This window comes from Alishewanella sp. d11 (genome assembly GCF_049390205.1).
Taxonomy (GTDB): domain Bacteria; phylum Pseudomonadota; class Gammaproteobacteria; order Enterobacterales; family Alteromonadaceae; genus Alishewanella.
Genome location: NZ_CP186547.1, coordinates 2,226,128 through 2,238,438 on the forward strand (window position 1 = coordinate 2,226,128; position 12,311 = coordinate 2,238,438).

Sequence of the window (12,311 nt, forward strand, 5' to 3'; positions counted from 1 at the left end):
AATATTATACCCGAACTGCAAGCAGATGCGAACGACCTTCTGATGTTAACCTAAGCTTAGGCAGTTCAAGCTGGTTAAAAAAGAAAAGGGATCGCAGCGATCCCTTTTGGTTTAGTTGAAAGCGCAGGTGTGCTTATTTCATACCCAGTTTCTTTTCCAGATAATGGATATTGGTACCACCCTTACAGAAGCCAGCATCACGCATAATGTCTTTGTGCAATGGGATATTGGTTTTAATACCATCTACCAATAATTCATCTAAGGCATTGCGCATGCGGGCAATCGCGATATCACGAGTTTCACCATAGGTAATCAGTTTCCCGACCATCGAATCATAGTTTGGCGGTACCGTGTAATCGGCATAAATATGTGAATCCCAGCGAATACCATTGCCGCCCGGTGGATGGAAGCGATTGATTTTACCTGGCGAAGGGATAAAGCTAACCGGATCTTCGGCATTGATACGGCATTCTACAGCGTGGCCGCGGATCACAATATCTTCTTGCTTAATAGTCATTGGCATGCCGGAGGCGATACGCAATTGCTCTTTAATTAAGTCAACGCCAGTAATCATTTCAGTCACTGGGTGTTCTACCTGAATACGGGTGTTCATTTCGATAAAGAAGAACTCACCATTTTCAAATAAGAACTCAAAAGTACCGGCGCCACGGTAGTTCATCACTTTACAGGCATCGACACAACGGCCACCGATAAAGGCGCGTAGCTCAGGGGTAATACCCGGTGCTGGCGCTTCTTCTACTACTTTTTGATGACGACGCTGCATCGAGCAATCACGCTCGCCTAAGTGAATGGCATTGCCTTGGCCATCAGCTAATACTTGAATTTCGATATGACGTGGGTTTTCTAGGAATTTCTCCATATAAACCATATCATTACCAAAAGCGGCTTTCGCTTCGGCTTTGGTCATTTCGATAGAGCTTACTAGCTCTTCTTCTGAGCGCACTACGCGCATACCACGACCACCACCACCGCCAGCGGCTTTGACGATAATAGGGTAGCCAATTCGCTTAGCAATCGCCATATTGGTAGCAGGATCATCACCCACAGCGCCATCAGAACCCGGTACACAGGGTACACCGGCTTTTTTCATGGCTTCAATGGCAGAGACTTTGTCACCCATTAAACGGATAGAATCTGGGTGCGGACCGATAAACACCAAGCCACTTTCTTCTACTTGCTGGGCAAAGTCAGCGCGCTCAGCTAAGAAACCATAGCCTGGGTGAATAGCCTGGGCATTAGTCACTTCCGCCGCGGCAATCAGCGCGGGAATGTTTAAGTAGCTTTGTGGTGAGGGTGCCGGACCAATACAAATGGTTTCATCGGCCAGCAGCACATGCTTTAAATTACGGTCAACGGTAGAGTGTACCGCTACCGTTTTAATACCGAGCTCTTTGCACGCACGTAAAATACGAAGGGCAATCTCGCCACGGTTGGCTATCAGTACTTTTTCTAGCATCAGTCAGCCTTTTGCGTTATTCAATAATAAAGAGGGGTTGGTCAAATTCAACCGGCTCGCCGTTTTCAACCAGAATTTCTTTTACTACACCGGCTTTATCAGACTGGATTTGGTTCATCATCTTCATCGCTTCAACGATACACAGGGTATCGCCGACTTTGACGCTTTGACCTACTTCCACAAAATTCTTCGAGGTTGGCGATGCTGCACGATAGAAAGAACCGACCATCGGTGATTTAACGGTATGACCCGATACTACTGGGGCGGCGGCAGCAGGTGCCGCGGCTGGGGTTGCAGCTGGCGCAGCAACAGGTGCTGGTGCTGCCGCATATTGCATAGGTTGTGGTGCATAGTGTTGTACGGGAGCATGGCGGCTGATGCGAACAGATTCTTCGCCTTCAGTAATTTCCAGCTCAGAAATGCCCGATTCTTCCAGCAATTCGATTAATTTTTTAATTTTTCTAATATCCATGTCTGTCGCCTGATTTGGTTAGTTTTGGTTGTGTGTTTGCAAATACGATACTGCTGCATCCAAAGCGTAGTGATAGCCTTTAGCGCCAAGGCCGCAAATCACCCCTTTTGCAATATCGGATAAATAAGAATGATGTCTGAATGCTTCCCGCGCGTGCACATTAGATAAATGTACTTCGATAAAGGGGATAGCTACAGAAAGTAAAGCATCGCGCAACGCAATGCTGGTATGGGTAAAAGCCCCAGGATTGATAATAATAAAATCTTGTTGTTGATAACTTTGTTGGATCGCATCAATCAATACATGTTCGGCATTGGATTGTAGCGCCTGCAAGGTTACCCCAGACGCTGTAGCTTGCTGCTTTAAAGCTTCCACAATATGCTGCAGGGTTGCCCCACCATAAGTTGCAGGCTCGCGAATACCCAACATATTAAGATTGGGGCCATTGAGCAATAAGATCCGTAAAGTTGCAGCCATTTGTATCTAATCCCGTGGCAATAATTAATCTGCGTTTATCATATAAGGGCTTGCAGTAAAAAACAGGTATTTCATACAAAAGTTAGTGTTGTTTTTTCAGCTAGCTGACAAAAGCGTGCCTTATTATAGTGAAATCGCAGCAAATGGCAGCAAAATACTGGTCTTATCAGCAGATGGCTATCTAGATGGCTGCTTTTTCATGCTGTTGTTATGCAAACTTTGGACTATGACGATATTTATAGATAAAAGTGCCCATTACTCGTTAAAAAGCGGGAAAAGTTTGTTTCGCAGGAGGATTAATGCAGTGTTGCGGTATAGCAAGCTAAGCTGCTATACCGCCGGTGTTGGAGTTCAATGCGCTGGTTAGGGCAATAACGCGTCCAAGTGGTTGGCAAAGGCACTGGCATTCATAAAGCCGGTAACACGGCTTTGTGTCAATTCAGTCCCATCAGGGGCAAAAAATAACAGTGTCGGTAAACCCAGTACTTGATAGCTATCAAGTAAGGCCGCATCACTACGAGTCATCTTTGTCACATCAATTTTAATTAAACGCATTTGCGTAGTAAAAGCGGTGACTTCTGGCCTTGGGAAGGTTAGCAGCTCAAATTCTTTACAGGCAGTACACCATTCAGCGTAAAAATCCACCATGGCAAATTGATTGGCCGCCTTAGCCTTTTCTAGTTGTTCAGTTAATTCTGCTGCCGTTTTTATTTCAATAAAGCCCAGCGCATTGACCTTTTCACCCGTTTCATTTATTGCCACAGGTGCAGCCGTTTGCACCGCAGGCCGATAGTAATTGAGATTTAACCAAAAAATGCCAAATAACAGTAGCTGGGCGATGATTGCCACGCTGGCTTTGGCATTGCTGCTGTTTAAACTAAATACGATGCGGTATAGATAAAACACCAAGCTTAGGGTCAGTAAGGTGCCCAGAGCTAAAATAATGGCAAAAGGTAAAAAGCGTTCTAATAGAATGAGCGGTACGGCCAGTAATAGAAAACCAAAAATGACTTTAATGTTATTCATCCAGTTACCTGCTTTTGGTAATAATTTCCCCCCTGAAGTGCCAAGCAGCAGTAAGGGTAAGCCCATACCCAGACTGAGCACATACAGCGTGATAGCGCCTAACAGTAAATCGCCACTTTGCGCGACATAGAGTAAAGCCGCGGATAAAGGTGCCGTAGTGCAGGGGGATGCGATAAAGCCAGACAGAGCCCCCATGGTAAAGGCGCCTTTTAGCGAGCCACCTTGTTGTTTATTACTGATCCCCGAGATCTTTTCTTGCCAGCGCGCGGGGAGTTGTAGGTTAAAAACGCCAAACATCGCCAGTGCTAAAAGGACAAAAATGATCACCGCAACAATAAGCACGGCGGGATGTTGCATCGCCGCTTGAAAGCGCACACCCAAACTCGCTACAACCAAACCAAGTAAGGAATAAGCCAGTGCCATACCCTGAACGTAAGACATCGATAACGCAAAAGCACGTTTGGTCGAGAGTTGTTGTCCTTGACCCACGATAATGCTGCTTAAGATCGGGTACATTGGAAAGACACAGGGTGTAAAGGCCAAGCCTAAACCTAATAAGAAAAACACGCCTAAACTAGTTAGGACTGAGCCTTGAGTGAGACGATCTAATAAATTAAATTGACTGGAAACGGGTGTTTGATTGGTTGATTCTTCTGAATCCGAGCTAACAGCGGAGCTAGCTTGCAGCAAAGGGATTTCAATAGTTTCAGGGGGATAACAAAAGCCCGCTTCGGCACAGCCCATAAACTGCACTCGGAAGATGGCGTCTTCATCAATGTCAGATAAGGGGATTTTAAGCTGCAGTTGATGAAAGTAGACCTCAGTTTTACCGAAAAACTCATCTTCAATGGTGATAGTGGCAGGATAAGTGGGATGCGAAAAGTTTACGGCAATACCACCGAGCTTAAACTTATCCCGGTACATATAATAACCATCGGCAATGGTCCAATTCAGTAACAGTTCGTTATCTTGCTGCCGGTAATCTAACACAAAGGCTTGGTCTACCGGGAGAAACTGTGGTTGGCCGCTCAGTAAACTGGCTAAGACATTATTATTCTCAACCGGACTCGCCGTACTTTGCTGTGCTGCCACAGGCAGCATGGTAAAAAGCAGTAAAAACGAAAATAGCAAAGCTCTAAGCACGTAATGTTACCTCATCAATCCAGTTAGCATAGGCTGGGTTTAGCTGTTCCAGCGGTAGGGCAATAATCTCGGGTACATCATACGGATGAATAGCAGTTATGGCTTGCTCTATTGCGTTAAAGTTCCATTTTGGTGCTTTAAGTTGCAATTGTAGCTCAGTGCTGTGTTCAATTTTCCCTTGCCAGCGATAGCTAGATTGCACTGGTGCTAATTGATTAACACAGGCAACCAATTGCCGTGAGAGCAGGGCTTCAGTGATTTTTTCGGCACTTTGTGCATCGGGGCAGTTACACAAAATAAGTAAGTACTGGCTCATGCTTTAGTCCAAGCAAGAAGATTTGGTAGCAATTGTACGGCAAAGCGCGGAAGAAAAAATGCAGAATTTTTAAATTAAGCCCTTGGAATTTTTTTTGGCTCGCCCCATATAGGAGGCACACAATTTAACAACCATGTTAAAACACAAAATAGCTTTAGGAGATAGAGCATGAATATTCGTCCATTACATGATCGTGTCATCATCAAACGTACTGACGCTGAAAGCAAGTCGGCCGGTGGCATCGTCTTAACTGGTGCTTCTGCTGAGAAATCTACTCGTGGCGAAGTCGTTGCGGTTGGCAATGGTCGTATCTTAGATAACGGTGACGTTAAGCCACTGGAAGTAAAAGTTGGCGACAAGGTGCTGTTTGGTGCCTATGTAGAGCGCACTGAAAAAATTGATGGTCAGGAATATGTGATCACCAAAGAAGACAATATCTTAGGTGTTATTCTGGATTAATTCCCCCTTTTTCTGAGTAATCATTAACCGTATTTAAGGATTTTAAAATGGCTGCAAAAGACGTACGTTTTGGCGACGAAGCTCGCAATAAAATGCTGAAAGGCGTAAATATTCTGGCTAACGCAGTTCGCGTTACCTTAGGTCCAAAAGGCCGTAACGTAATTTTAGATAAATCATTCGGCTCACCTGTTATCACCAAAGATGGTGTATCTGTTGCCAAAGAAATCGAATTAGAAGATAAATTCGAGAATATGGGCGCACAGATGGTCAAAGAAGTCGCTTCTAAAGCCAATGACGAAGCCGGTGACGGTACCACTACGGCGACGGTTTTAGCACAAAATATCATCAACGAAGGCGTCAAAGCTGTTGCTGCTGGCATGAACCCAATGGATTTAAAGCGCGGTATCGATAAAGCTGTTATTGCTGCGGTAGCCGAGCTGAAAACCTTATCTCAGCCTTGTGCTGACAGCAAAGCCATTGCGCAAGTAGGCACTATCTCTGCTAACTCTGACGATGAAATTGGCCAAATCATTGCCAATGCCATGGATAAAGTAGGCAAAGAAGGCGTGATCACCGTTGAAGAAGGTCAAGGTCTGAACAACGAGCTAGACGTGGTTGAAGGTATGCAATTCGACCGTGGTTACTTATCACCGTATTTCATCAACAATCAGGAAGCGGGCCAGGTTGAACTGGATAACCCATTCATTCTGACTGTAGATAAGAAAATCACGAATATCCGTGAATTATTACCGGTATTAGAAGGCGTTGCAAAATCAGGCAAGCCGTTATTAATTATTGCTGAAGATGTGGAAGGCGAAGCCTTAGCCACCTTAGTGGTAAACAATATGCGCGGTATCGTGAAGATCTCTGCGGTGAAAGCCCCAGGTTTCGGCGATCGTCGTAAAGCCATGCTGCAAGATATCGCTACCTTAACTGGCGGTACCGTGATTTCTGAAGAAATCGGTATGGAACTGGAAAAAGCGACGTTAGAAGATTTAGGTACAGCCAAGCGTATCGTTATCACTAAAGATAACACCACTATTATTGATGGTGCCGGTGAGCAAGGCGCAATTGATGGCCGCGTGAAGCAAATCCGTCAGCAAATCGAAGAAGCTACCTCAGACTACGATAAAGAAAAGTTGCAAGAGCGTTTAGCGAAATTAGCTGGCGGTGTTGCGGTAATCAAAGTGGGCGCGGCCACTGAAATCGAAATGAAAGAGAAGAAACACCGCGTAGAAGACGCCTTACATGCTACCCGTGCTGCGGTAGAAGAAGGCGTAGTACCTGGTGGTGGTGTAGCTTTAGTACGTGTAGCCGCTAAACTGGCTGACTTACGTGGTGCGAACGAAGATCAAAACCACGGTATCAAAATTGCCTTACGTGCAATGGAATCTCCACTGCGTCAAATCGTCTCTAACGCGGGCGAAGAGCCATCAGTAGTGGTGAACCAAGTTAAATCGGGTTCTGGTAACTACGGTTATAACGCGGCAACTGGCGAGTACGGCGATATGTTAGAAATGGGTATCCTAGATCCAACTAAAGTTACCCGTTCAGCCCTGCAGTTTGCTGCTTCTGTTGGTTCACTGATGATCACGACTGAAGCAATGGTAACTGAGTTACCAAAGGCTGATGCTCCTGCAATGCCAGATATGGGCGGCATGGGTGGTATGGGCGGCATGATGTAATCCATACCAGCCAAATCACCTAAGCGTTTTGCTAAAGCGCTAAAGTGATTAAGCGAAAAAACCCTGCTGCTTTGCAGGGTTTTTTTATGCGAGTGCAACAGTTTGTTTAAAACTTATTCAGCTTGCATAAAGGGTTACTTCGCTATATTTTTACTTGTGATCAGCAAATAGATCAGACTTAACTAAGGAGTCTTAAAAATGCGTAATAGTATTTTAGCGATGATAATTTTGGCTATGTCAGGCGTAGTGACTGCCGCCGAAGTCACAGTAAACTTTGAGCATCCTGAAAAATATACCGATATAAAACCAACGAACGATTCAAAAAGTCGTTATCAAGAGAGAGTTCTGAAAGCATTTGAAGGTTTTTTTACCGATTATGCAGCTAAAGTACCTGAGGGCTATACATGGCAGGTGACAGTAACTGATATCGACTTGGCAGGTGATGTTGATTATTTTGCCGGTGCTACTGGTCAGCCGTTACGCATCGTCAAAGACCTGTATTCACCCGCTATTCGTTTTACACATTCTTTAAAAGATAGCTCAGGTAAAGAAGTGCTAGCTGGTGAAGAGCGTTTACGTGATATGGGTTTTATGCATAGTGTCAGCAAAGTGTCTAGTCGTAATGAGTTTGAATATGAAAAGAACATGTTGGATGAGTGGTTTACTAAAACAATACAACCTTTAGTCAACCAGCAAACCAACGCAGCCGCTCATTAGAGGTGACTGCCAACCAATAAGCCACATGATGTGGCTTATTGGTCTTTTAACGCGTCACGAAACTCGGCAAGAGTTACGTGCAATAGTTTTAGCTGTGTGACTACGCGTTGCAAGGTCGCTGTATTAAATTGCTGGCTTTGTCTAATGGCCGCGATCTGTTCAGCGGTTTCAGACAGATAAGGCATGAAGCGATTGCTTTGCACCTGAAAAGCCACATCTTTTCCAAAAATAGCTTGATGTTTAGCCTGACCTTGTTGTTGCAGCTGTTCTAATGTGGCATCGGCATCGAGCGCCTTGCGATATAACTCTTTCAGATTCTCATCTAATTGTGTTAACAGGGTATCCATAACATACTTAGCTTAAAATAAATGGTGGCATATTATGCCAGATTTATATTCTTGCGGGGCGGCACAACAAGTTTTTTTACTAAGAATCATTTCATTCTAGGTTGTATTGTTATATTATATCGTTCGTTTTTACTGCGATTCGAGGTTACCCCTGTGATTGCCAAAGCAAGAGTACTGTTTGACAAGTTTGGTATTATGATCACATCGTTGTGTGCCATTCATTGCATTCTATTACCTGTTATTTTACCGGTATTGCCGCTGTTAGGCCTAAATGCCGCACATAATCATGCTTTTGAAGGCTATGTATTGCTATTTACCATGGTGCTTGGTTTTATTACCTTGTTTATTGGTTTCCACCGCTATCATCGGAAACTGTATCCATTTTACGCGTTGTTCCTAGGTGGCTTTATTTACTGGCAACGCGATGTCTGGGGCCATGATTATGAACATTATGTGTTGGTGGTAGGTGCAGTATTAGTGATTGGTGCACATATTATGAATATGCGCTTGTGCAACCAATGCACGGGTTGCGAAGCTGACCAACCAAAAACAGCACAGGCAAAAGAATTAGCCTAATAGCTGTTTCAATCCTCTTTTGAGATTCGAAACCACGGCCTACTGTGGTTTCGTTCTGTTAAAGCCCCAGAAAGCGTCTGCTATTCGCAGGATAGTTTGTAAAGACACCATCAACCCCCAGTTGCCGCAAAGCGGTTAATCCGTCTTTATCATCCACTGTGTAAACATAGATCTTAAGTCCGCGTGCTTTCGCATCTTTCACCATGTACTCGTCGATAAAATCGGCATCACAATGCACTGCTTCCGCCTTAAGTTCAGCGGCAAAGGCCGCATACTGCAGCGGTAGGCTGGCTGTCAATGCACCAATACGTATCGCCGGTCTTGCTGTTTTTAACGCGGCGAGCAGCGGATGATTAAATGATGAAATCAGTAATGTGGCTAAATCAAACCCTAATTCTATTTCTGCCCGATCCAATAAGGTGAGTAAGGGGGCTAAAGTGTCGGCGCCTTTTAATTCAATATTTAACCAGCACTTATTTTGGATAAGTTGTAACACCTGCCATAACGTGGGTATTGTCTGGCCGCTGCCAGCATCAAGGCTGGCGAGCGCCGTTAAGCTATGCTGATAAATACTGCCCTGGCCATTAGTGGTGCGCTCTAACCGTGGATCGTGGATCACAATAAGCTCATCCTCTACCGCATACACATCCAATTCAATCGCATCGGCGCCTTGCGCGAGGGCTTGCTCAAAGGCGAGTAGCGTATTTTCCGGATACTCGCCGCTGGCACCACGGTGGGCAATAATCTGCATAGCGGTTCCTGCTATTCGTTTAACAGTTTGGCGAATGGCTCGCCCATTCGGGTGACGGTGCCAGGTTGCTGCTCTGGCAGAAAGTCGACTTTACCATGCGGGAAAGCCAGAATAACGGTAGAGCCGAGTTTAAAACGGCCCATTTCTGCGCCTTTTTCTAATGTGACACTATTTAACCCAGTTGCAGGGTATTGCCAACGGAACACATCTTTACCTGCAGGGGGGGTTACGGTACCGGCCCATACAGTCTCAATACTAGCAACAATGGTTGCCCCGACCAACACTAAGGCCATAGGACCAAATTCGGTATCAAAAATCGTTACAACGCGCTCGTTACGGGCAAACAGATCCGGTACATTTTCTGCGGTTAATGGGTTTACGGAAAACAGCTCGCCGGGTACATAAATCATTTCACGCAATGTGCCCGTTACAGGCATATGAATGCGATGATAGTCCTTTGGTGCTAAATAAATGGTCGCAAACTTACCGCCAAGAAAGGGCTCGGCTGTTTCAGCTTTACCGCCAAGCAGACTTTGTAAGCTGTAATCGTGGTTTTTAGCCTGAACTAATTGTCCGGCAACAATATCACCTAATTGACTGACCTTGCCATCGACCGGCTGGGCGATAATATCGGCTGCGTTATCCAGTGGCCGAATGCCGTCTTTTAAAGGGCGGGTAAAAAACTCATTAAAGCTGGCATAATCAGCGGCGTTTTCAAAGCGCGCTTCCTGCATGTTAATTTTATAGGCTTTAATAAACAGGCTAATCAGGGCATGACTGATAAAACCCAGCTTAGCCGCAGCTAGCTTGCCCACTAAACGAGAAATTAAATGCTTAGGTAGCAAATACTGCAGGGTAATTTTGAATTTATCCATAGTGTTTTAGGTACTCTTAAGATTAAAAATGATTCGGTTTATCCTGTACCATACTGGTCAGGATTTTTAGGTAGCTGTCATAGCGTTCAGGGCTAATGGCGCCTTCCGCTACCGCGTGTTGAATAGCACAGCCTGGATCGCTGATATGTTTGCAATCACGGAATTTGCAGCGGCCAAGCCAAGGCTTAAATTCGATAAAACCTTGAGTAACTTCTTCTGCACTAAGATGCCATAGCGCGAATTCACGAATACCCGGTGAGTCGATTAACTCGCCACCTTCGGGTAAATGATACAGTCTGGATACCGTAGTGGTATGTTGGCCAAGCCCCGAGATCGCCGAAACCTCCTGCGTTGCCGCTGCCAATTCTGGCATAAGATGATTCATTAGCGAGGATTTACCCACACCGGACTGCCCAACAAAAATGCTGGTGCCGCTATGAATATAATCCAGTAGAGTGGTCATTCCTTGCCCTGTGCGAGCACTAACCAGCAGACAGGAATAGCCCAACTTTCGATAAAGCTCTAATTGTTGTTCTAAAGCGTCCTGTGCCGCGGCATCCAATAAATCGGCTTTATTGATAACCAATAACGGTTTAATGCCGGTCATTTCTGCTGCAACCAGATAGCGGTCAATAATATTTAACGAGAGGGCTGGTAAAATCGCTGACACGATAATCATTAAATCGATATTGGCTGCCACCGGTTTTAAGCCATCATAAAAGTCTGGGCGCAAAAGGACAGAGCTACGTTCTTCAACGGCCTCGATCACCCCGTCGATGCTGCCGGTGGGCTGTTTGCTGCGACACCAGCTTACCTTATCGCCCGTGACCACCGAGCTAATAGTACGGCGCATATTGCAGCGAATAATCTGGCCTTGTTGATCTTCTACATCGACATGTTGGCCAAAGCGGCTTATCACTAAACCGGGTTCTGGGGCATGTAGCAGATCGTCATCCCACACGACAGAGGCTTTTTTATCAGCACGTTGTAAACGCCGCTGTTCATTTTTCGCAATACGATCATGCTGGCGCTGAGTAAGATGTTTTTTCTTGGTCACTGGTTACCGTTTTTCTGTAAAGGATGCTATTACTGTAAAGCGTAAGGCGTGTATCATACCTGTATTCTGGATTCTAACAAAGTGGCTGCGAGCGACTTGCGATGGATCCTCTGTTTTGTTAAGCATAGGTAGCTTTTAATTATGGCAATTAACGATACTAATCTGGTTTGGCTAGATTTAGAAATGACTGGGTTAGAGCCCAAAACCGATGTGATTTTGGAGATGGCCACTATTGTAACCGATAGCCAACTCAATATTTTAGCGGAAGGTCCGGTGTTTGCGATTAAAACGTCTGATGCGGTGCTGGATAACATGAGTGAATGGTGTGTAGAACAGCATGGTAAAAGTGGTTTAACTGCGCGCTGTAGGGCAAGCGAAGTGACGTTGGCTGAAGCAGAAGCGCAGACCATTGCGTTTTTAAGTCAGTATGTTAGCCCAGGGAAATCGCCAATGTGTGGCAATAGTATCGGTCAAGATCGACGCTTTTTGGCTGAGTATGCACCAACCTTAGAAGCGTTTTTTCATTATCGGAATCTAGACGTTAGTACAGTGAAAGAGCTGGCGCGCCGCTGGCATCCTGAAGTGCTGAAGCAAGTGCAAAAAAGCAGTAGCCATTTGGCCTTGGATGATATTCGTGAGTCTATTGCTGAATTAGTTACCTATCGTCGGTATTTTTTCCGTTTACCTTAAAAAAGTGCTTGCAACAGCGGCTTGATTTTGTAAAATGCGCGCCATCAGACAGCAACTTCGTTGCTAACCGATGCGAGTTTAGCTCAGCTGGTAGAGCGCGACCTTGCCAAGGTCGAGGTCACGAGTTCGAACCTCGTAACTCGCTCCAATCTCAGAAAAGCAGCCTTTTGGCTGCTTTTCACGTTTGTGAGCGCGAATAAAGTCATTTTTTTACCGAATGAATGGCAATCGCTAATTTTCCTG

General features: G+C 45.2%; 14 protein-coding genes and 1 tRNA gene. 6 read left to right on the forward strand and 9 right to left on the reverse strand.

What is annotated here, in order from left to right; genetic code table 11:
- Nucleotides 1-133: 133 nt before the first annotated feature.
- From accC to cutA, 5 genes are all read right to left on the reverse strand, one after another.
- Nucleotides 134-1,477, reverse strand: a complete 1,344-nt coding sequence (accC, locus tag ACO1PK_RS10120) for an acetyl-CoA carboxylase biotin carboxylase subunit (protein ID WP_423185514.1) — start codon at nt 1,475-1,477, stop codon at nt 134-136.
- Nucleotides 1,478-1,493: 16 nt separating this feature from the next.
- The gene (gene accB, locus ACO1PK_RS10125) at nt 1,494-1,949 is read right to left on the reverse strand and encodes an acetyl-CoA carboxylase biotin carboxyl carrier protein (protein ID WP_423185515.1); all 456 of its coding nucleotides are present in this window, start codon (nt 1,947-1,949) and stop codon (nt 1,494-1,496) included.
- A gap of 18 nt (nt 1,950-1,967) precedes the next feature.
- Nucleotides 1,968-2,426 (reverse strand): type II 3-dehydroquinate dehydratase, encoded by a 459-nt coding sequence (gene aroQ / locus ACO1PK_RS10130; protein ID WP_423185516.1) that lies wholly within the window; start codon nt 2,424-2,426, stop codon nt 1,968-1,970.
- Nucleotides 2,427-2,789: 363 nt separating this feature from the next.
- A complete protein-coding gene (locus ACO1PK_RS10135; protein ID WP_423185517.1) occupies nt 2,790-4,595 on the reverse strand; it encodes a protein-disulfide reductase DsbD in 1,806 nt (601 codons plus the stop codon).
- Entirely contained in the window at nt 4,588-4,911 is a 324-nt protein-coding gene (gene cutA, locus ACO1PK_RS10140; protein ID WP_423185518.1) for a divalent-cation tolerance protein CutA, read from the reverse strand. Before cutA ends, ACO1PK_RS10135 begins: the two co-directional genes overlap by 8 nt.
- Before the next feature lie 168 nt (nt 4,912-5,079).
- On the opposite strand from cutA, the gene ACO1PK_RS10145 reads away from it, so the two are divergent.
- The 3 genes from ACO1PK_RS10145 to ACO1PK_RS10155 all read left to right on the forward strand — a co-directional run bounded on the left by ACO1PK_RS10145 (nt 5,080) and on the right by ACO1PK_RS10155 (nt 7,772).
- Nucleotides 5,080-5,370 (forward strand): co-chaperone GroES, encoded by a 291-nt coding sequence (locus ACO1PK_RS10145; protein ID WP_189431542.1) that lies wholly within the window; start codon nt 5,080-5,082, stop codon nt 5,368-5,370.
- A 47-nt stretch (nt 5,371-5,417) separates the two neighbouring features.
- Nucleotides 5,418-7,055 (forward strand): chaperonin GroEL, encoded by a 1,638-nt coding sequence (gene groL, locus ACO1PK_RS10150; RefSeq protein ID WP_423185519.1) that lies wholly within the window; start codon nt 5,418-5,420, stop codon nt 7,053-7,055.
- 198 nt (nt 7,056-7,253) lie between these two features.
- Nucleotides 7,254-7,772, forward strand: coding sequence for a DUF3016 domain-containing protein (locus tag ACO1PK_RS10155; RefSeq protein ID WP_423185520.1), 519 nt, complete (start codon nt 7,254-7,256; stop codon nt 7,770-7,772).
- Nucleotides 7,773-7,807: 35 nt separating this feature from the next.
- Here ACO1PK_RS10155 and ACO1PK_RS10160 read toward each other — a convergent pair whose 3' ends face one another.
- Nucleotides 7,808-8,119, reverse strand: a complete 312-nt coding sequence (locus ACO1PK_RS10160; protein WP_423185521.1) for a prephenate dehydrogenase — start codon at nt 8,117-8,119, stop codon at nt 7,808-7,810.
- Nucleotides 8,120-8,272: 153 nt separating this feature from the next.
- Between ACO1PK_RS10160 and ACO1PK_RS10165 the strand changes: the two genes are divergently transcribed.
- Complete coding sequence (locus ACO1PK_RS10165) at nt 8,273-8,695, forward strand: MerC domain-containing protein (protein ID WP_423185522.1); 423 nt, start codon at nt 8,273-8,275, stop codon at nt 8,693-8,695.
- A 58-nt stretch (nt 8,696-8,753) separates the two neighbouring features.
- Here the strand turns inward: ACO1PK_RS10165 and ACO1PK_RS10170 are convergent, their stop codons facing one another.
- The 3 genes from ACO1PK_RS10170 to rsgA are packed head-to-tail and all read right to left on the reverse strand — an operon-like array spanning nt 8,754 to nt 11,378.
- On the reverse strand, nt 8,754-9,446 hold the full coding sequence (locus ACO1PK_RS10170; RefSeq protein WP_423185523.1) for a glycerophosphodiester phosphodiesterase: 693 nt from the start codon (nt 9,444-9,446) through the stop codon (nt 8,754-8,756).
- A gap of 11 nt (nt 9,447-9,457) precedes the next feature.
- Nucleotides 9,458-10,321 (reverse strand): archaetidylserine decarboxylase, encoded by an 864-nt coding sequence (asd, locus tag ACO1PK_RS10175; protein WP_423185524.1) that lies wholly within the window; start codon nt 10,319-10,321, stop codon nt 9,458-9,460.
- Nucleotides 10,322-10,343: 22 nt separating this feature from the next.
- Complete coding sequence (rsgA, locus tag ACO1PK_RS10180; protein WP_423185525.1) at nt 10,344-11,378, reverse strand: small ribosomal subunit biogenesis GTPase RsgA; 1,035 nt, start codon at nt 11,376-11,378, stop codon at nt 10,344-10,346.
- A 141-nt stretch (nt 11,379-11,519) separates the two neighbouring features.
- Between rsgA and orn the strand changes: the two genes are divergently transcribed.
- Both orn and ACO1PK_RS10190 read left to right on the forward strand, forming a co-directional pair.
- Nucleotides 11,520-12,068 (forward strand): oligoribonuclease, encoded by a 549-nt coding sequence (orn, locus tag ACO1PK_RS10185; protein WP_423185526.1) that lies wholly within the window; start codon nt 11,520-11,522, stop codon nt 12,066-12,068.
- A 72-nt stretch (nt 12,069-12,140) separates the two neighbouring features.
- Nucleotides 12,141-12,216 (forward strand) — tRNA-Gly (locus ACO1PK_RS10190).
- Nucleotides 12,217-12,311 lie beyond the last annotated feature (95 nt).